Annotated in this window: 20 protein-coding genes and 1 pseudogene; 11 read left to right on the forward strand and 10 right to left on the reverse strand. The window is 59.9% G+C overall.

The window, feature by feature from the left end; translation table 11 throughout:
* Window positions 1-266 precede the first annotated feature (266 nt).
* The 3 genes from AXW84_RS11350 to AXW84_RS24865 all read right to left on the reverse strand — a co-directional run bounded on the left by AXW84_RS11350 (window position 267) and on the right by AXW84_RS24865 (window position 2,262).
* Window positions 267-881 (reverse strand): alpha/beta hydrolase, encoded by a 615-nt coding sequence (locus tag AXW84_RS11350; protein WP_236943308.1) that lies wholly within the window; start codon window positions 879-881, stop codon window positions 267-269.
* 691 nt (window positions 882-1,572) lie between these two features.
* The gene (locus AXW84_RS11355; RefSeq protein ID WP_068232937.1) at window positions 1,573-1,839 is read right to left on the reverse strand and encodes a hypothetical protein; all 267 of its coding nucleotides are present in this window, start codon (window positions 1,837-1,839) and stop codon (window positions 1,573-1,575) included.
* 84 nt (window positions 1,840-1,923) lie between these two features.
* Window positions 1,924-2,262, reverse strand: coding sequence for a hypothetical protein (locus AXW84_RS24865; protein ID WP_157886958.1), 339 nt, complete (start codon window positions 2,260-2,262; stop codon window positions 1,924-1,926).
* 120 nt (window positions 2,263-2,382) lie between these two features.
* Here AXW84_RS24865 and AXW84_RS11360 point away from each other — a divergent pair, with 120 nt between their 5' ends.
* Window positions 2,383-2,628, forward strand: coding sequence for a helix-turn-helix domain-containing protein (locus AXW84_RS11360; RefSeq protein WP_068232940.1), 246 nt, complete (start codon window positions 2,383-2,385; stop codon window positions 2,626-2,628).
* 136 nt (window positions 2,629-2,764) lie between these two features.
* Here the strand turns inward: AXW84_RS11360 and AXW84_RS11365 are convergent, their stop codons facing one another.
* The 3 genes from AXW84_RS11365 to AXW84_RS11375 are packed head-to-tail and all read right to left on the reverse strand — an operon-like array spanning window position 2,765 to window position 5,560.
* A complete protein-coding gene (locus AXW84_RS11365) occupies window positions 2,765-3,637 on the reverse strand; it encodes a TniB family NTP-binding protein (RefSeq protein WP_068232943.1) in 873 nt (290 codons plus the stop codon).
* Entirely contained in the window at window positions 3,618-4,391 is a 774-nt protein-coding gene (locus AXW84_RS11370) for a Mu transposase C-terminal domain-containing protein (protein WP_157886959.1), read from the reverse strand. Before AXW84_RS11370 ends, AXW84_RS11365 begins: the two co-directional genes overlap by 20 nt.
* On the reverse strand, window positions 4,361-5,560 hold the full coding sequence (locus tag AXW84_RS11375) for a helix-turn-helix domain-containing protein (RefSeq protein WP_157886960.1): 1,200 nt from the start codon (window positions 5,558-5,560) through the stop codon (window positions 4,361-4,363). Before AXW84_RS11375 ends, AXW84_RS11370 begins: the two co-directional genes overlap by 31 nt.
* A 1,225-nt stretch (window positions 5,561-6,785) precedes the next feature.
* Between AXW84_RS11375 and AXW84_RS11380 the strand changes: the two genes are divergently transcribed.
* The 3 genes from AXW84_RS11380 (at window position 6,786) to AXW84_RS11390 (ending at window position 9,118) form a co-directional block, all read left to right on the forward strand.
* The gene (locus tag AXW84_RS11380; protein ID WP_157886961.1) at window positions 6,786-7,589 is read left to right on the forward strand and encodes a tyrosine-type recombinase/integrase; all 804 of its coding nucleotides are present in this window, start codon (window positions 6,786-6,788) and stop codon (window positions 7,587-7,589) included.
* A 310-nt stretch (window positions 7,590-7,899) separates the two neighbouring features.
* The gene (locus tag AXW84_RS11385) at window positions 7,900-8,424 is read left to right on the forward strand and encodes a hypothetical protein (RefSeq protein ID WP_236943309.1); all 525 of its coding nucleotides are present in this window, start codon (window positions 7,900-7,902) and stop codon (window positions 8,422-8,424) included.
* A complete protein-coding gene (locus tag AXW84_RS11390; protein ID WP_068232957.1) occupies window positions 8,417-9,118 on the forward strand; it encodes a hypothetical protein in 702 nt (233 codons plus the stop codon). The genes AXW84_RS11385 and AXW84_RS11390 overlap by 8 nt, the downstream gene beginning before the upstream one ends.
* Window positions 9,119-9,150: 32 nt before the next feature.
* Here the strand turns inward: AXW84_RS11390 and AXW84_RS11395 are convergent, their stop codons facing one another.
* On the reverse strand, window positions 9,151-10,203 hold the full coding sequence (locus AXW84_RS11395) for a response regulator (RefSeq protein WP_068232960.1): 1,053 nt from the start codon (window positions 10,201-10,203) through the stop codon (window positions 9,151-9,153).
* Window positions 10,181-11,791, reverse strand: coding sequence for a sensor histidine kinase (locus AXW84_RS11400; RefSeq protein ID WP_068232963.1), 1,611 nt, complete (start codon window positions 11,789-11,791; stop codon window positions 10,181-10,183). The genes AXW84_RS11395 and AXW84_RS11400 overlap by 23 nt, the downstream gene beginning before the upstream one ends.
* A 155-nt stretch (window positions 11,792-11,946) precedes the next feature.
* On the opposite strand from AXW84_RS11400, the gene AXW84_RS11405 reads away from it, so the two are divergent.
* From AXW84_RS11405 to AXW84_RS11430, 6 genes are all read left to right on the forward strand, one after another.
* Window positions 11,947-12,705, forward strand: coding sequence for an MlaE family ABC transporter permease (locus tag AXW84_RS11405; protein ID WP_157886962.1), 759 nt, complete (start codon window positions 11,947-11,949; stop codon window positions 12,703-12,705).
* A 26-nt stretch (window positions 12,706-12,731) separates the two neighbouring features.
* The gene (locus AXW84_RS11410; RefSeq protein ID WP_082773843.1) at window positions 12,732-13,511 is read left to right on the forward strand and encodes an ABC transporter ATP-binding protein; all 780 of its coding nucleotides are present in this window, start codon (window positions 12,732-12,734) and stop codon (window positions 13,509-13,511) included.
* 60 nt (window positions 13,512-13,571) lie between these two features.
* A complete protein-coding gene (locus AXW84_RS11415; RefSeq protein ID WP_068232968.1) occupies window positions 13,572-14,561 on the forward strand; it encodes an MlaD family protein in 990 nt (329 codons plus the stop codon).
* Between the two features lie 153 nt (window positions 14,562-14,714).
* A complete protein-coding gene (locus tag AXW84_RS11420; RefSeq protein ID WP_068232971.1) occupies window positions 14,715-15,065 on the forward strand; it encodes a hypothetical protein in 351 nt (116 codons plus the stop codon).
* Window positions 15,066-15,203: 138 nt separating this feature from the next.
* The gene (locus tag AXW84_RS11425) at window positions 15,204-15,653 is read left to right on the forward strand and encodes a BLUF domain-containing protein (protein WP_068232974.1); all 450 of its coding nucleotides are present in this window, start codon (window positions 15,204-15,206) and stop codon (window positions 15,651-15,653) included.
* A 186-nt stretch (window positions 15,654-15,839) separates the two neighbouring features.
* On the forward strand, window positions 15,840-16,340 hold the full coding sequence (locus AXW84_RS11430) for a general stress protein (RefSeq protein ID WP_068232977.1): 501 nt from the start codon (window positions 15,840-15,842) through the stop codon (window positions 16,338-16,340).
* A gap of 96 nt (window positions 16,341-16,436) precedes the next feature.
* On the opposite strand, the gene AXW84_RS11435 is transcribed toward AXW84_RS11430, so the two are convergent.
* Together AXW84_RS11435 and AXW84_RS26535 are read right to left on the reverse strand one after the other, a co-directional pair.
* Complete coding sequence (locus AXW84_RS11435; protein ID WP_068232979.1) at window positions 16,437-16,904, reverse strand: transposase; 468 nt, start codon at window positions 16,902-16,904, stop codon at window positions 16,437-16,439.
* Window positions 16,905-16,983: 79 nt separating this feature from the next.
* Window positions 16,984-17,052: pseudogene (locus AXW84_RS26535) on the reverse strand (hypothetical protein); the annotation flags it as partial.
* A gap of 166 nt (window positions 17,053-17,218) precedes the next feature.
* On the opposite strand from AXW84_RS26535, the gene tpiA reads away from it, so the two are divergent.
* A complete protein-coding gene (gene tpiA / locus AXW84_RS11440; protein ID WP_068232982.1) occupies window positions 17,219-17,989 on the forward strand; it encodes a triose-phosphate isomerase in 771 nt (256 codons plus the stop codon).
* The last annotated feature ends 34 nt before the right edge of the window (window positions 17,990-18,023 follow it).

Here is an 18,023-nt window from a genome sequence, read left to right on the forward strand (position 1 = left end):
ACTACTGGCTTACTAAACGGGGAAGCGTACACTTAGGCACAGCCGGGCGCCGCTAGCAAATGCAGTTGGCAATGAGTACGAGCGCACCTACGGTACCGTTGAGGTGGAGCTCAAAGCCGGCGACCTGCTCGGTTGCTAGGCAGCGTATCTAGATGCCCCCTTATAGCACCATTAATTGAATTGTGCCGACGGTGCAGAATGAGCAGTTACTGGAGGTTCTCTCAGAAAACTGAAAATACCGCACGTCAAGGGCTTTGAAATTCAGGTTACTGCTCTAGGAATTGAGAAATCCACTTGCCCATCTCTTGCTTTTGTAATTCGGTTGCGCCGTCCCACATATCATTGTGAATGGTAGCGGGTAGGGCAATAACCAACGTGCCGAATCTTGCTTGCTCCTCGGGAATAGGGATTACCCCGGGGTCGGCCACTTGGTCGCTTGAGCGCAACGAGAGCACCCGTGGCCAGCGCTGGCGCGGAAAGGGCACCCGTCGGTTGTCAAGCGAAATGATTTTTTCGACCAGCTTGGGATGTTCCTGGGCAAAGAGCATGACCATATCGCCCCCATTTGAATGCCCCGCCAGCAGCAAGTGCCCCCGCTTCAACGCCGGATTACGGCGGTAGATGGCCTGGCAGGTGAAGAGCATCGTTTGAACGCCCCGCTCCCAGAAGGGGTAGCGGGATTGGTAGATGTCGCCCGTTAGGGGCATCGGCTCATCGGTGGGCAGGTCTTGCTGGATGCTAACCACGTAGTAGCCATGCGCCACCAAGTTACGGGCCACGAACTGGTAGCCCGTGTTTTGCCCGCCGTAGCCATGGTTTAGCAAGGCCAGCTTACGCTCCCGTGGTGGCTGGCCAGCTGGGGCCGCCGAGTAAGTGACCACGGGAATATGGCGGTGCCGGCTAGAATCAACCAACTCAAACGCGGTTATGTGCAGCGGAAGGTTGGCGAGTGACTGCGCCGTTACCGGGGGCGTCGGATAGTGCGGACCTAGGCAACTGCTTGATAGCAGGCCCAGCGCTGCCAGCGTTATCAATCGGGACATCAGGCGAGCGGTAAATTAGGGCAGCAGTTGAAACTCCTCTCGCAGGATTTGTTCGGCAATCAACTGTCGGTTTCGGGCAAAGTTAGCCCTAGCGGGGGCATGGGCGCGGGGCTGCCTGTTGAGAGCGAAGAAGTACGCATGCCCCTCTTTTTTTATCCACCTCACCCACCAGCCATTGTTATGTTTGGGGTGACCAATCAGCCTCCCTTAGCGCGCAGGCCCCAGTCCGGTCCCCGCTTCAGTACCAATAGCGCTCTGGTCAGTTCCTAGCTGCGGGTCGAAACGGGCAACTGATTAGCTTGCAGGCGTTGTAAAAAAGTCCCTTCTTCGAAAGACGTGATGCGAGAGGCTCCCGTCAGCCAGAAGTTATCGAGGGTCGCGGCCGTGGCGGTGGGGTGCTTAAAAGAGGCCGAAGGTAATTGGAGTGAAAACCACCGCGATTCCGAAGTGGTGGATATTACGCAGATTGTGTTGAGGCACATGAGCTGAAGGGTGTTTCTGTGCTCTTCCACTGACTGCTAAATTTGATTTATCCCCAACCAGGGTCTACCGGGTCTACGTCCGCATACTGCTTGTTGGTGTCAAAGAAGCGTTTGAGGGCCTGATTTAACACATCGGTGGTCTGTGCCCCGCCGGGCTTGTTGGCCTGATAGTTAGTGAGGCGGCGCTTGTTGTCGCTCGTTATCGTGGACGTGAACATATGCTTTTTCTCCGTGCCCTCCTTTTTCATCGCGGCCTTCTGGGGTGTGGTCAGCTTCATGAAGGCATCTTCTTCGTTGTCTTGGTCTGTATACATAAGGGAGAGGAGAGTTAAAATCAGCTACCAATTGCCAAATCACTCCGTGATGTAATTTCAAACCGCGTCCCATATGTGTCCGCTTTATCGAGGCCATCTCGTGGAGTTTTGGGATTCTTTGGATAGGACCAAGTAGTGGCCCAGTGCTTGATTGATGAGATAATTCTTTGACCTCCTGCGGCCAGTGCTCCAATAGGCTAGGTTGTCCAATCTTACTTTATTGGCCTCGCTGAGGTTGGTGGGGAAGGGATGCACGTAAGGAAAGCCCTTGCGGGAAGCAGGTGGTAACTGTTCTTCGTGAACACTGGCCTTGGCGTCTGTTCCCCGGCGAATAAAAACTTCTATCTCAATAGGCGCTTGGCCGCCGTAAATGCCTATCACCTTAGTGACGAGGTGAGCGAGAAGATGGGTTTCGGTTTGCACAGAGGGTAAGATGGTGTGTGTTATCTCACCCTATACTCGGTTGGGAGGGCAATTTACACCTTTTTTGTAGACTATAGACAACAACAAGGGCCTATTGGGCTCCAGTAGCTTGCCGCCACAATGAGCGGCGAACCAATCAAAGCGTTTGGCTTGGTTATCAGTCAGATGCGCAAGGAACTTGGGCTCTCCCAGGAAGCGCTGGCGGATGAGGCAAGCTTGGACCGCTCCTTCGTCTCTCAATTGGAGACGGGGACCAAGCAGCCTTCGCTCACCACCATTTTTCGCCTGGCCGCCGCCTTGCAGGTAGAGGCATCGGACTTGCTTCGGCGGGTAGAAGCCAACCTAGGTGCGAACAAGGCTGCTTGAAGCCTGACCCTTTCACCGGTAGATGAACGCACCCGGGTAAGCGGCGCCAGCCGTTTTAGGCCACTGCTCGCCCGGTTGACCCTGGGAAAAATAGTCCCGTAGCCACAACCCGATTGCCCCGTTTATCTGAACGAGACTATCTGACATGGCTACGTTGCTGTGCATCATCCGCCAGCGGAAAGGCGTTCATGTCCTTTAGGCCTTTTATGGTAATGCATTCAACGCCCGTTTTCACGGCGTGAATGGCGGCTAGCTTTAGGATGCGCCCCAAGCGACCAATGCTGCCTCTGCTCAGCTCCAACAGTTTGAAGGCCAACGCCTGGTCTACCAAGTTAGACGGTTTCCGTAAGGCCAATATGCGCTCGAAGCTCGCCAACAACCGCAGGTAGTCCCGGTCCATTGACCACCCCGGAAGGCGGGCAACTTCAAATCGCCGCCCCACCTGTTCGTCCAGGCAAATAGCATTGTGGGCCGACTCGACCCCGGCACACACCAGGGGGATACTCAACTCATTTACCAACGTTTTCAGCCCGGCTAAAAAATTCCGTTGCTGCATCGCGCTTCCCAGGAGCATATGGTGGATTTCGTCAATGAATATCATTTGCACCTGACTGGTTTTCAATACGCTAAGCAGTTGAGACCGCTTGTCTTTCACACTCGCTCTGGGCGGATAAGAGGAGTGCAGGACATCCAAGAGGGTTTCGTACAGCGCACTTTCCTTGGGCCCATCGGCGAGTTTTATGAAAAGGACGGGGAAGCCATTACCAGATGGCTTGTGAGCACTGGCATAGTGCCGCAGAACGGATGTTTTTCCGCTCCCCGGCTCGCCGATGATGAGCAGGTTCATGGCGTCCTGGTCCACGGGCGGACCATGATGCAGGTGGGCCAAATGCTGTAAAATTATTTGAGCTTGCGTGTGGCCAATCCATTTCTCTTTGGCAAGGTCCTGAATGCGCTCATCGGTTGACTTGTCGAGCAAACTGGCCGTGTCAGGCGTGAGATGTTCCATTGTCCAACTCATCAAAAGGGGTGACATCGGAAAAGAACAGCGCCAGTGGAGCCGGGTCCTCTACTTCCACCGCATAGGTTTCCTCCGGCGCGGGCGGGAAGGCGGGTAAACCAGCAGCCGGGTTATTCGTTGGTGCGGGCAGTACGTCCAGTGCACGAACGGTTTTCGAAGCGCCGCCTAGCAAGCGGCGGGCCGCTTTGGTTACTTTTCCCGTCGTGCGGATAGCTTTTAGCTGAATGGCCTCTAGCCTATCCAAGCCTTTGAAAATCACATCCTCCGTGAGGCGAGTGCGCTCCGGATTCATTGCTAACAGTTGCCGTATGATTTCGCGTTGCTCCCACAGCGAAATCGCGGGTCGCTCCATTTTGGCCAAGGGCACTTGGTGATATATTTGAGTCGTTGGGTGCAGAAAATATATAGACCGCAAGTCGCGGGGGTCCCGTTTGAAAATGAAACGCCGGGGCGGGTTCCCAGGACCGTCGCTACGGCTGCCGATGAAAGGCCTGAGTTCTGGCGCATAATAGTGAAAATGGTTAATGACCACGCCCTCCCGCTGAATCGTTCGCTCTTCCATTGGCATAAAGTCCAGGTAGATTTGCCTACCATCTTGGTGGCGGGGGCGAAGCCCAATGCCGGGCTTGCCGGGGCTTCCCAGAATGCCTTGGGTGTACCGTTCGTACGGACTCATTCCCAACGCTTTGTGGGTGCGGTGGTGGTAGACGTTCACGAAGTATGTGGCCAGCCATTGCTCCATCTCGGGCAGGGAGAAGACCGCGCGTTGGGGCATGACCGGCCGGCGACGCCCGCGGGGGGGATAACCAAGGCCCCGGGTAAGCGACGCACGTGAAATTTAATGGTTTTGATTAAGCGCTCGACGTTTCCACCGTATTCGGGGCGTCTGGGGGGACGATACAGCAGTTTGATGCCGTAGTGTTCGCTGGCCCGTTGCAGCATGGTGCCGTGAAATTCTTTGGCGTTGTCGAGATGTAAGGCCTCCATCAGGCCCCAGCAGGGCCACTCCCCGATTACGTCCCGTTCGCTTAACCACGTTTCCTTGGGCAGAATGGCATGAGCCAAGCACAAGCCGGTGCCCCCCGCGCCGGGCTCTTCAAAAGCGAGGTAAAAACCGACGACCATACGGGAGTATACATCCGTCGCAATGGTTAACCAGGGGCGGCACATTTGTTGGCGGGTCTCTTCGTGCACCAGCACGATGTTCAGCAGGGCGTGGTCGAGTTGCACGACCGCCAGCGGGTAATTCGCTTGCAGGGTAGTGGGCCGCGTTGGCGCAAAGCGCTCCTTCGCGGCCCGCGCCCCGAAGCGTTTCGCTTCTTGGGTTTGCAGGTCCATTTGATTCAATCGGGCCCGTAACGTTTTATCTGACGGCAGCCGTAGCGGGGAGCCGTGGAATTTTCGTTGCAACTCCTCAAAAACATGTGCTGCAGCCTTTGCCTGCAAGGTCGGGTAATGGGTTAGAATCACTTGCTGGAGGACCGCTTCCACGGCGGGTGCCAACCGGGAAACGCCGCGTCCGCCCGTGCGTTCCTTATTCACTAATGCTACGACGGTGCCGCCCTTTTTGTAGCGCCCCAACCAACGCCGGATGGTTGAACGGCCAACCCCATGAGATTCGGCCACTTGGGCTACTAGAGCCGCCGAGGCAACGACGTGTAAAAGCGGCTGGATAATTTCGAGCCTGCGTTGCGCTTCTGCATAAGCGTCGGCGGGCACGCTTAGGAAGACGTCGTGCGGCGCTTCCGCAGAAGCCGTGAGCGGATACAAGTCCTTGACAGGCATAACAACCGTTGCCCCAGTGGCCTCATATTCTCCCACCACGGTTTGAAAGTCAACGTGGCTCTGGATACGAACGATTTTTTCTTGGTAAAGGCAGCGGGTGCCTTGAACGATGTTGACGGGTTCCACGGAAGTGTTCAGCAAGTGGGTGACACAATTTCATGCAGCGAGAAGACTGAAGGTCGTTAGTTCCCCCGAGGGCAACTTGGTGTTGGCACCGGCTGGGGTGGCATCGTAACAATCACGTACTCCTGCTATTCAGGACGGCAACTGCGGTCAACCGTTGTGCTTCTGAATAAGCACCAACGGTTGACCGGGCGAAGAAATACGCCCGTGCACTTCTTGCTCCCCATCCAAGCAATGGGGATGAAACGAGCCGAACTGATTAGCAATGGGAAGTTATTCAGGAAATTTCACTGGATACGCACTGCCACAAGAATTCCTTTATTCTGATGGTCAATGTTTTGCTGTAGCAGACAATGAGCGGGGTGCGAACCGCAGCGGAGCCCACCCGAGGTTGCCCGATGCTACCCAATTCATTATTGGCAGCGAGCGCGCCAGCTAGGGAACTGACCGCTACAAAACCGGTTGGCCCGCCGGCACCAGTTGCCTGGCGAGAGTGGGGACGGGCTTCGGAGAACGAACGGCCAGTATAGGGGGGGGCGGGTACGCCAGGCCAAGCACGATTTGAACGGCTTCGCTACCCGCGTGACAATAGCCAAGCTCTGGCGGAGTGGTTTCGCGCCGATTCGACGCGCGCTCAGCGGGCAACGCGGTGGAAGAGCCCCAGCAGTTTGGCTCTTGCGAGCGCGCCAACCACCCGTTGCGGGGGAACCGGTAATGTAGCCGTACGCTTCGCGACAGAGGAACTGGGGCCGAAATAGCTTACTTTCATTGCGTAAGCGATAACTTCGACCAAGCTCCTAGTCGCGGATGAACACACGTGTACCGTAAGGTTCTTGGGCCATTCCGGCTCAGCACCTGCTGCCGTTTGGCCTGATTGGGCTGGTTTTAACCTTGAATGAAAAGTATGTCCGCAACCAGACCCGCCAAAACCGGCATCAAGGCAGTACCTCCAGCCGGGGCACCCGCGCACCTCCACCAAGCGCCCGACAACCAGCTAGGCCCGGCGGCTCAACGGTACCAAGAGTTAGGGAGACAGAGTGCCGCTAATGCGCAGCGGTCCTATCGAACGGAGTTGCGCGGTTCAGGCAACCCGCTAGGCGCGGCCGCCCAACGGTACAGCGACTTAGGGGTCCCGCGTTCCGCAAACACGCAGCGGGCCTATGGCGCTGATTTGCGCAGCTACGAGGCATTTTGTGAGCAGCACCATTTCACCCCTTACCCCGCTGATTTGGCCACCCTGACGGGCTACCTGACGCACCTCGCGGACCAGCAAAAAAAGCTATCCACCATTCGGCATCACGTAACGGCCATCCAGCAACGCCACCACTTGCGCCAGCTTCCGTCAGTCGTTGGCACCCCCGCGCTGAATAAGGTGCTGCGCGCCATCGCGAAGAAAGCGGACAAGACCCTACGGCAGGTCCCCGCTTTTACAGTTGAGCACCTCAAGCGTTGCATTGCGCAACTCGACCTGGCCACCGCCACCGGCCTGCGCGACCGGGCCATTTTGCTGATAGGCTTTGCCAGCGCTTGTCGCCGGTCGGAACTCATGGCTCTTAACATTGAAGATTTCATGTTTGGCGATGAGCACCTACTGGTTCGCATTAACCGCAGCAAAACCGTCCAAAACGGGGCTGCTGAAGCAAAAGTCCTTTTCTACGCAGAAAACCCCCTTTTTTGCCCCATTACCGCTTATCGACAATGGCTCGAACGACTCGACGGTCGACTAGAGGGACCGGTCTTCGTCTCCATTCAACGCGGCCGCACACCGGGCACAGGCCGGCCCACGCTCAAGCGCTTATCGGAAAAGAGTATGAACAACGTCGTGCGTAAACACTTGGGTGAATTCGCCGAGAACGTGCCCTATACGGCGCAATCCTTGCGGGTTTCTTTTATTATGACGGCTAAGCTCGCGGGGCAGAATAATTACTTTATTATGAATCAGACCAACCACAAGACGGAGTCCTTCTCAGCTCGTTACACCGGCTTAACCTCGGAAGTAAAAAAAAGCGCTGGGAATGTCCTTGGCTTGTGAGGCCATGAGATGAATAGGCAAGGCAGTTATTACTAAACCCATTGGCAATTCAATGTCGGTTTTTTACTGCTTCGATGCAACTCTGCTCACGTACTTCTACCGTTTTGCAATGTAAGTCCTACCAACTTCTTCCTCCATTCTCATCTTCTTCTTCCGTACGATACCAAAAGGGGTATTTCGTGCTCATCTTCTTCTACAATTTACAGGATGCTTTAATTAAGTTGAGCTTAATCACTCAACCCTGCCAGGGCTGAAACTTGTTATAATGGTTTTCAGTTTGCAAATTGTAAATTGAAAAAACCAACTGCTCATGCGCCATCACAACGGAATGCGGCCCCAAGACGTGGTCATCCTCTTCAAGATTATGCTGCTAGAAGATTCTATCTGGCTCAGCAAGAATTTAGCTCGCTCCTTGTTTCTGAGCCCGACAGAAGTATCCTTTGGCATTAAGCGCTGCCAGTATGCTCGGCTGCTGGATAGTACCGGGCACCGGGTGGCCCGCCGCACCTTTACCGAATTTGTCCTCTATGGCCTGCCGGTGGTATTTCCTACCCAGCCAGGTGCCCAGGTCCGGGGCCTGCCCACGGCCCATAGCGCGCCGCCCTTGCTAGCGCAGATTGTGGCCGAACAAGCCTACGTCTGGCCCGATGCCGAGGGTGAGGTTTGGGGAGCCGCCATCACCCCGCTCTACCCCAAGGTACCGCAGGCGGCCCGGGAAGATGCGCAACTCTATGAGTTGCTGGCCCTCACCGATGCCTTGCGGGTCGGTCGCCCGCGTGAGCGTCGGCTAGCTAGTGATATGCTCAGTGAGATTACCCTTTTGAATCATGTCTAATCAAGTAAATCTGGCGGCCTTGCAAGCGGTAGCGCGTGCCTTGGGGCCAGTGCTGAGCCGGGTGGTATTCGTGGGCGGCAGCACCGCTGGTTTGTACAACACCGTTCCGAAAGCGCCCGAATCCCGCTTTACGAATGATGTGGACTGCATCATCGAAGTCGTCCCACGCATGGCCTATTATGACCTGGAGGAAGAACTGCGTGCCTTGGGCTTTGTCAATGACCAGGCGGCAAAAGTTATCTGCCGCTGGCGGGTAGGCAGTCTGGTGGTGGATATAATGCCCCTTAATGAGGATAATATTCTGGGCTTCTCGAATCCCTGGTACCCGGAAGGCTTCGCGCACGCACTCCCTTACAAGCTGCCCGATAAGATGATTATTCAGATTATGCCTGCCGTTTACTTCGTAGCCACGAAGCTAGCGGCTTTGCGCAGTCGGGGCATGCAGGACATTCGCCTTAGCAATGCCTTGGAAGACATCGTGTACCTGGTTGACAACCGCCCCGAACTAGCCACGGAGGTTGCTACCGCTTCTGAGGCGGTGCGGGCCTATATTGCCACTGAAGTTGGGCAGCTGCTCCGGCACCCAGAAATGCTGGAAGCCATTGACTGTCACCTGCCCTACGGGTCGGGTGATGAGCGGAAGTATCTGATAGAGAAAAGATTGGCCGCCCTGACAGATTCGACACAGTGGTAATTAGAATAAGGTGGTCCCAATGGTCCAGCCACCTACCAATGCGCCCGGCGCAGCTTCTCGGGCTGCAACACCCGGATGTTCTTAGGCGTCAGCTCAATCAAACCGTTTTGGTTGAACTCGCTCAGGGTGCGGATAAGCGACTCGGGGGCCGTGCCCACCATGGCGGCCATGTCGTCGCGGGCGAGCTGGATGCTGGCGGTGGGGTCGGCGCTGGTTTGGGCGTGCAGGTGCAGCAGGGTGTCGGCCACGCGGCGGCGGATGGAGTTATAGGCCATCGCCAGCAGCTGCTGCTCGCGCTCGCGCACCCGGCCCGCTAGCAGGCGGATAAACTGCTGGCCCACGGCCGCATTGCGCAGCAATAATTGCCGAAAGTCATCGGCCGGGATGTACACCAGCTCCGCATCGTCCAGGGCCACGGCCGAGTCGCCGTGGGTGGTGTGCTCCAGCAGGGCCAGGTAGCCAAAAAACTCGCCGGGGCCGTAGAGGCCGGTTATCAGCTCCTTGCCGCCGTCAGTGGTTTTTACGGTTTTTACCCGGCCGGCTTGCACGAAGTAGACGCGCGCCGGCTCGTCGCCCTCGTTATAAATGTCCTGCTTGCGGCGCACGGCGTGGGCGCGGCGGTCGGCCGAAAGGCCTTCGAGCTGGCCCACGGCGCGGGCATCGTCCAGAAACTCGCCCAGGCCGCCGGTGCGCAGGTCGTAGTCGGGCTTGAGGTGCTGAAACCGGGCCAGCCGGCCGCTGATGGCGCTCAGCAATTCCGTCTCGCTGAAGGGCTTTGTGAGGTAGTCGTCGGCACCCAGCTCCATGCCGCGGCGCTGGTCGGTGCGCTCGGTTTTGGCCGTCAGGAAGATGAAGGGCACGCCCGCCAGCTGCGCGTTCTGGTTGAAAATCTGGAGCACGCCGTAGCCGTCGAGTAACGGCATCATGATGTCGCAGACCACTAGGTCGGGCTTGTCGGCCAGCGCTTGTTCGACCCCGAGCTTGCCGTTTTCGGCGGCTTGCACGGCGTAGCCGGCCAGGGTGAGCAGCTCGGCGGTGTTTTCGCGGATAAACGCATCGTCCTCAATCAGCAGAATCGTTTTCATAGGGAATGGTGACGGTGACGGTAGTGCCCTGGCCCAGCGTGCTTTGCAAATCAATCGTGCCGCCCATCAGCTCCAGATAGCGGGCGATGATGTAGAGCCCCAGCCCGGTGCCGGGCACGGTGCTCACGTTGCGCGCCCGAAAAAAGCGTTCGAACAGGTGGGCCTGGTCTTCGGGCGAAATGCCCACGCCCTGGTCGGCCACACTGACCACTAGCTGGTTATCACGGCAAGCGGCCTGCACCGTGACCACCGAGTTTTCGCCCGAATACTTGAGGGCATTCGAGAGCAGATTCACCAAAATCTTGCGCAGCAGCGACGAGTCGAGCCGAAACGGGTCGGGGCAGGCCACTTGGTGCACGATGGTTTGGCCGGGCTTGCGCAGGCTCTGCACATCGGCCAGGGTTTCGGTGAGCAGCGTATTCAGGTCGAAGGTGGCGGAGTGAGTTTCAACCTTACCCTCCTCAATGCGGCCCACGGACAGAAACTCTTCCAGAATGGCATTCAGGTGGTTGACGGAGGTGTGGATGCGGTCGAGGTGCCGCACGCGCTGGGGCTGCTGGTCGCCGCCGGGGTACTTGCCGATGAGCGTGGCCGAGGTGAGCACCGCCGTGAGGGGCGTGCGAAACTCGTGCGAGGCCATGCTCACGAAGCGCGACTTGAGCTCGCCCAACTCCTGCTCGGCGGCCAGGGCCTGGGCCAGCTCCTGGCCCCGCTTTTCGAGCTGCTCCAGGGTGTTGAGCAGGGCGTGGGTGCGGTCGGCCACTTTCTGCTCCAGGTCGGCGTTGAGGCGGGTAACGTGCTGCTGCTGGGTAAGCAGCTCCTGCTCAGCAGCGTGCTTCACCGTCGTATCCAGAATGTAGGCCACCACGTAGAGCTCCTCATCGAGGTAGAAGTAGCTCAGGCTCACCTCGACCGGAAAAACCGAGCCGTCCTGGCGTTGGCCATCCAAGGCGCGGTGCGCGCCCATGCTGCGCACCTGCGGGTCGTGGTTGAAGGAGGCGCGCAGCTGCTCGTGGTGGAAACCAGCGGCATCGGGCACCAGCACCTCGATGCGCTGGCCCAGCAGCTCGGCCGGCGCGTAGCCAAACAGCTCGCCAGCCAAGCCGTTGGCCGACACCATGCTACCGGCCTGGTCGCAGACGATGATGCCGATGGTGGCGTTGGTAAACACGGCCTCAAAGCGGCGCACGCTGTGGGCCAGCGCCCGCTCGGCCCGCTGGATGGGACTCTGCGCAGCCATGCACACCAGCAGCGCGTGCTGGCCCCCTGCCTCAAAATAGGTGAGCCGCAGGTAGGCCTGCACCGGCTCGCCGGTGTGGCGCCGGATGGCGGCCTCCTGCTCGTGGTGGCCCTCACGCTGGGTCAGTTCGCAGAGGGTACGCCACTCGTCGGTGGTCCAGGGTGGGGAGCGCAGCGAGTGGTCGGGGTCGGCCAGAAACTCGGCCTCCGAGGCGTAGCCCAGTAGTTGCACCGCCGCAGGATTCACCTGCGTAAACCACCCGAGGGCCACGTCATAGATGCCCACAAACTCGCGCGAGTGCGTGTAGAGCAGGTTGGCGAGCACGGGGGTGTAGGGAACGGGCAGCATGGGCAGGCGGGGCGCGGCGAGGGCAGGGTACCAGACAAAGGTCGACCTTAATGAGGCAGCAAAACCTGATAAAAATCAGGTGGTTGTGGTAAGGAACGTCATGCCGGCCGGGTAGCCGGGGCCGATACTTTTGCGTGCTCTCCTACTCCCCTGCCGTGTCCGTTACCTCCCTGCTTGCCGAAACCGGCACCATCGCCCAGTTTGCGGGGCGGTTTTTCCGCGAGGGGTTTCGGCCGCGCTACGAGGTGCAGGAGTTTCTGTACCAGTGCTACGTAGTGGGCTACCAGTCGCTGCCGCTGGTGGGCATCACGGGCTTCATCATGGGGCTGGTGCTCACGCTGCGGTTGCGGCCCACGATGGTGCAGTTCGGGGCCGCGTCGTGGATTCCGGTGATGGTGGGCCTCACCATCATTCAGGAGCTGAGCCCCATCATCACGGGCCTGATGGTGGCCGGCAAGGTCGGCTCCAACATCGGGGCCGAGTTGAGCTCGATGCGCGTGACCGAGCAGATTGACGCCATGGACGTGTCGGGCACCAACCCGTTTAAGTACCTGGTCGTCACGCGGGTGTTGGCCACTACGCTCATGGTGCCGGTGCTCACGCTGCTCTCCGATGCCATCGGGCTGTTCGCGGCCTTCGTGGGCGTCAATATGCAGGGCTCGACCACGATGACGCTATTTATTAACCATATCGTGGGCCGCCTCACCTTCGGCCAGGTGCTGCCGGCGGTAGTCAAAACCTTCTTTTTCGGCTTTGCCATCGGCCTCATCAGCTGCTACAAGGGCTACTACGCCAGCAACGACACCGCCGGTGTGGGCCGCGCCGCCAACTCGGCCGTGGTGGCCGGCTCGCTGGCGGTTTTCCTGCTCGACCTGGTGGCGGTGCTGGTGAGCACGGCGCTGGGACTTATTTAACTACAAAGCAAATAATTGCATTTTTTATGCTGTCTACCCCTTCTCCAGCCGCCGCCGTTGCTACCCCACTCGCCGGGCCCGGGGCTGCGCTGACGGTAGCCGGGGTTAGCCTGGCGTTTGGTGACAACCACGTGCTGCAAGACTTTTCGCTGACGCTGAACCGGGGCGAAAACGTGGTGGTAATGGGCAAGTCGGGTGCCGGCAAGTCGGTGCTCATCAAGTGCATCATCGGGCTGCTGCGGCCCGATGCGGGCACCATCACGGTGCTGGGCCAGGACGTGGGGGCCCTCGACCACGCCGGCCTCGACCGGCTGCGCACCAAGCTGGGCTTCCTCTTCCAGAGCAATGCCCTCTACGACTCCATGACGGTGCGCGAAAACTTGCTTTTCCCGCTGCGCCGCCAGTGGCTGGCCCACACCCCGGCCCAGGAAGCCGACCTGGTCAAGCAGGCCCTCGACGACGTGGGCCTGGCCGATACCGCCGAGCTGCTGCCCGCCGCCCTTTCGGGCGGCATGCGCAAGCGCATCGCACTGGCCCGCACGCTCATTCTGCGGCCCGCCATTATTCTCTACGACGAGCCCACCACCGGCCTCGACCCCATCACGGCCCGCGAAATTGACCACCTCATCCGGGCCGTACAATCCAAGTACAACACCTCCGCTCTCATCATTTCACACGACCTGGCCTGCGTGCGCCTCACCGCCGACCGCGTGGCGCTGCTCGCCGAGGGCCGCTGCTACGCCGAGGGCACCTACGCCGAAGTGAGCGCAAATGCCGACCCGAAAGTACACGACTTTTTTGTCTGATTGCCAGCCAGGATTAGCCACTAAAAAGCCCTATAGAATTACCTTTTCGCCTCCCCCATCATGCCCCAAAACTCCCCCGGTAATGCAGTGCGCCTCGGCTTATTTACAGTACTGGGGGTGGGATTCCTGCTGGCGCTGCTGTACCTGATGGGCCGCCAGCAGAGCCTGTTTGGCCACAACCTGGTGGTGCAGGCCGATTTTCGCAACGTGTCGGGCCTGCTTACGGGCAACAGCGTACGCCTGGGCGGCATCAACGTAGGCAGCGTCAAGGCCATTGATTTGCTGAACGACAGCACCGTGCGCGTGGCCATGAGCCTGAGCAAAGATGCCCAGGGCTTTGTGCGCCAAAACGCGGTGGCCACCATCGGTACCGACGGGCTGGTGGGCAACACCATTATCAACCTCACGGCCCAGACTGCCCCCGCCCCGGCCGTGCGGGCGGGCGACGTGCTGCGCACCAAAACCCCGGCCAGTATCGACGCCATGCTTGGCACGCTCGACATCTCGAATAAGAACCTGGTCGTCATCACCCAAAGTCTGCGCCGGATGACCACCAAGCTTGACACCAGCACCCTCTGGCAATTGCTGAACGACCAGCAATTGCCCGCCAACGTGCGACAAAGCTTGGGCCACATCGTGGCCGCCAGCGCCCAGCTGCACCACGCCGCCACCGATGCCGCGCAGCTCACACAGGGCGTGCGCCAGGGCCGGGGGCCCCTGGGTTACCTCTTGACCGATAACGCATTGCCGACCCAGCTGGGGCACGCCGGCCGGCAGCTGGCCCGCACCACCGATACACTGGCCGCCACTGTGGGGAGCCTGCGGCACCAGCTACTGGCCGGCCGCGGCCCCGCCCACACGCTGCTGGCCGACACGGCCGCCGCCCGGCAGGTGCGCCAGAGCCTACGCAACGTGCAGCAGAGCACTCAGAAGCTCGACCAGAGCATGACGGCCTTGCAGCACAACTTCCTGCTGCGCGGCTATTTTAAGAAGCAGGCCAAGCAAAAAGCCCGGGCGGCCGCCGACTCAGCGGCTCACCCAGGGCGGTAGCAGGAAGCTGGTTAAACGAAAGCTACGGTTAACCTTAGGTCGATTAGTATGATACATATCAACCACTTGCGCCTGAATAGTCATATCGGAGGGTACGGAAAAGCGGTAGTTTTACCGCCAAGTACTTTCTCTGCTGCAAGCCGCCCGACTACTATGCCTTTAACTACCGTCCTACCTGATTCTTCCCCGGCCGCCGAAGCCACGGTGCTGCTGGTGCTGCTGCCGCCCGTGGGCACGGCCCAGCCGGTGCGGGCAGCCACGCTGGCGGCACTCCAGGCCTTGCAGCAGCGGCTGGGAAGCGTCATCCGGGTGCTGACCGTGGACGAGGGCAGCTACCCGGTGGTGGTGCGCAGCTTTGCCCCCGTCGATTTGCCGGCCTTCGTGCTGGTGCGGCGCGGCGTGGAGCTGTGGCGCCAGCAGGGCCTGCCCGAAGGCGAGTTTATCGTGGCGGAGCTACTGAGCAAGCTCGCGCCGCCCGGCGCGGCGGAGCCGGCGGCGGGCTAGGCAGGTGGCCGGTACTTTTTACAGATACTATTAGCTGATACCCAACTTATCGGCGTAGCTTCCCTACCGCTAAGCATTGCGTTGGCCGGGACACTACCCGGCTACCTCGGGTGGGCTCTACTTCACGCTGCTGCCGTTATGGGCCTTTACCACCTTCTTTACCTCAGCCAGGCGCGGCAGCCGTTTGATACGGCGGCGCTCACCACCCTGCTGCACCAGGCCCGCGCTTTCAACCGCGAGCATCACCTTTCGGGCCTGCTGCTGCACACGCCCGATGGGCGGTTTTTGCAGATTCTGGAGGGAGAGGAGGATGTGGTGCGGACCTTATATTACAACCACATCGTGGCCGACCCGCGCCACCACCGCTGCCGCTTGCTGGGGGCCGGGGCCTGCGCCGAGCGCAGCTTTGCCGACTGGAACATGGGCTTCCGCATAGCCAACGCCACGGAGCTGCACGCGCTGCTGGCGGCCGCTGCTCCTGCCGAACGCGTGTTATTCGCCCCGCAGCCCCGCGTGCGCCCCGAGCTCTTGCAGGTGCTGCTGAACTTCGTGGCCAACCACGAATTCGAGCCCGATGGTTACTTATAGCCGCCAACCGGCGGGCCATAAACAACAGGCAGTTAGCTACATAACCCGAAGCTGCGAATTGTCACCTCCGGGCCTGATTTCCGTCATGCTACCCGCTCCGGAGGGGGCGTAATCTTGTCTGGCTACTCCCGCACCGCGCCCGCCAGCCCGGGCGGGCAGCATTCACCAAGTATACCCCCCTCTCTGATGAAGAACGAACCCGTCCTTTCCATTCTCTACGATACGCACGAGCAAGCCGAGCAGGCTGTGGAAGACCTGCAGGTAAGCGGCTACCCCCTCAAGCAGCTCTCCATCGTGGGCCAGGGCTCGCACACCGAAGAAAAGGTGGTGGGCTACTACAACATGGGCGACCGGATGCTGAACTGGGGCGGCACCGGCGCGTTTTGGGGCAGCATCTGGAGCCTGTTGTTTGGTTCCGCCTTCTTCCTGGTGCCGGGGGTAGGGCCGGTGCTACTGGCCGGGCCGATAGTAGCTGCGCTGCTGCTAGCCCTCGAAGGGGCCGTGGCCGGTGGCACCCTCAGCGCGCTGGCCGGAGCGCTGGCCAGCACCGGCATCCCCGAAAACAGCGTGCTCGACTACGAGACGCAAATCAAGGCCGGCAAATACCTGCTCATCGCCCACGGCAAGGCCGCCGAGGTGGCCCGTGCCCGCGAAATCCTGGGCGTAGGCGAACTCGCGTCGGCATAGCCCGGTAACCCAATCCATTGGCAGGCGCGGGCCAGGTGAAGTTCGCCTGGCCCGCGCTTTTACGGCCCGGCCGTCATGGCTCAGAAGCTGTTTGAGTTAGCAGAATTTGAGCACCCGCCTGATATTGGCCAAGCAAATCCAGGCGTTGGCATGGCGTAAACTTCGGTCGTATTCCGTTGATAATCTACGATTAGCGCTGAGCCAGGCAAAGGTGCGCTCGACAATCCAACGCCAGGCATGCATGCAGAAATTCGTTTTCTCCACCAGCACATGCGCCGGTTTCTCGACGCGGATGCCGTAGCGCTGGGCCAGGTGCTCGCGAAAAACGCCGTTAAACGAGCTGTCGACGAACACGACCTGCACCTGGCCCAGCAAGTCGTGGGCGGCGGCCACCTCGTCCCAGAAGGCGATGGCGGCCGGGCCATCGGCCGCGTTGGCGGGCAACACGCGGTTGGCCAGGAGGTTGCCCAGCGTGTCGGTCAGCACCAGACGCTTGCGGCCCTTGACGAGCTTGCCCGCGTCGAAGCCCACCGGCTGGCCCGTGGCCGTGGCCGCGTTTTTCACGCGCTGCGAGTCGAGGATGACAATACCAGTACACCGTGCCCCAGGGCGGTAAATCTCCCGGCAAATCCCGCCACACGCACCCGTTTTTGAGCACGTACAAAATGGCGTTCACCACCTCCACCAGCGGCCACTTGCCGCGGCGACGCATCACCAGCAACGGCTCCAATTGTTGCCAGTCCCGCGCCGATAAATCCGAACTGTACCGCTTCCGGGCGGCATTTTCCCCTGCTTGTTTCACCAAGCTAAATTAACTCAAACAGCTTCTTAGCACCCCTGCGTTATGCGTAAGAAAATCAATTGCCGGCAACTGGAAGATGAACACCACGCTGCCGGAAGCCACGGCCCTGCTGGCGGCCATCGCCCAGGGCCTGCCAGCGGACGCGGCCCCGCACGTAACGGTGGTGGTGTGCCCGCCCGCGCTGTACCTGACCACGGCGCGGGCCTACCTGCCGCCCGGCAGCGGGGTGTGGGTGGGGGCGCAAAATTGCGCCTCGGAGGCGGCGGGGGCCTACACGGGCGAGATTTCGGCTTCGATGCTGCACTCCGCAGGGGTAGCGTACGTGGTGGTGGGGCACAGCGAGCGGCGGCGCTACTTCGGCGAAACCAATGAGGTAGTGGCGGCCAAGGTAACCAGCTCCCTCGCCAGCGGCCTGCGCCCCATTTTTTGTTGCGGCGAATCGGCTGAGCTGCGCGCCGGGGGCGACTACCTCGGCTTTGTTAAAAACCAGCTGAGCGAGAGTCTTTTTTGTTTACCGGTCGAGGCTTTTAGCCGCCTGCTCATTGCCTACGAGCCGCTGTGGGCCATCGGCACGGGGGTAGCGGCCTCGGCGGCGCAGGCCCAGGCCATGCACGCCTCCTTGCGCCAACATATTGCTGACCACTATAGTATGCGCATCGCGCAGGGCATTTCGCTGCTGTACGGCGGGAGCGTCAAGCCCCAGAACGCGGCGGCGCTTTTCCGCAAACCTGATATAGATGGCGGCCTGATTGGCGGTGCTTCGCTGCACGCGCCCGAATTCCTGGCCCTGGTGCGGGCGGCGCAACGGACGGCGGCCCAGGCCGATGCCATTGGGGCCACCCGCTAGCCGTAGAATGCGGGTAAAATCACCTGTCACATTC

The organism is Hymenobacter sp. PAMC 26628 (assembly GCF_001562275.1).
GTDB lineage: Bacteria > Bacteroidota > Bacteroidia > Cytophagales > Hymenobacteraceae > Hymenobacter.

Bases quoted from the DNA above. Each gene is read 5' to 3' on its own strand.
- tpiA (WP_068232982.1), top strand. From the start codon at position 17,219: ATGAACACCACGCTGCCGGAAGCCACGGCCCTGCTGGCGGCCATCGCC.
- AXW84_RS11425 (WP_068232974.1), top strand. From the start codon at position 15,204: ATGGGCCTTTACCACCTTCTTTACCTCAGCCAGGCGCGGCAGCCGTTT.
- AXW84_RS11385 (WP_236943309.1), top strand. From the start codon at position 7,900: ATGCGCCATCACAACGGAATGCGGCCCCAAGACGTGGTCATCCTCTTC.
- AXW84_RS11415 (WP_068232968.1), top strand. From the start codon at position 13,572: ATGCCCCAAAACTCCCCCGGTAATGCAGTGCGCCTCGGCTTATTTACA.
- AXW84_RS11395 (WP_068232960.1), bottom strand. From the start codon at position 10,203: ATGAAAACGATTCTGCTGATTGAGGACGATGCGTTTATCCGCGAAAAC.
- AXW84_RS11355 (WP_068232937.1), bottom strand. From the start codon at position 1,839: ATGTATACAGACCAAGACAACGAAGAAGATGCCTTCATGAAGCTGACC.
- AXW84_RS11370 (WP_157886959.1), bottom strand. From the start codon at position 4,391: ATGGAGCAATGGCTGGCCACATACTTCGTGAACGTCTACCACCACCGC.
- AXW84_RS11390 (WP_068232957.1), top strand. From the start codon at position 8,417: ATGTCTAATCAAGTAAATCTGGCGGCCTTGCAAGCGGTAGCGCGTGCC.
- AXW84_RS11420 (WP_068232971.1), top strand. From the start codon at position 14,715: ATGCCTTTAACTACCGTCCTACCTGATTCTTCCCCGGCCGCCGAAGCC.
- AXW84_RS11365 (WP_068232943.1), bottom strand. From the start codon at position 3,637: ATGGAACATCTCACGCCTGACACGGCCAGTTTGCTCGACAAGTCAACC.
- AXW84_RS11430 (WP_068232977.1), top strand. From the start codon at position 15,840: ATGAAGAACGAACCCGTCCTTTCCATTCTCTACGATACGCACGAGCAA.
- AXW84_RS11400 (WP_068232963.1), bottom strand. From the start codon at position 11,791: ATGCTGCCCGTTCCCTACACCCCCGTGCTCGCCAACCTGCTCTACACG.
- AXW84_RS11360 (WP_068232940.1), top strand. From the start codon at position 2,383: ATGAGCGGCGAACCAATCAAAGCGTTTGGCTTGGTTATCAGTCAGATG.
- AXW84_RS11410 (WP_082773843.1), top strand. From the start codon at position 12,732: ATGCTGTCTACCCCTTCTCCAGCCGCCGCCGTTGCTACCCCACTCGCC.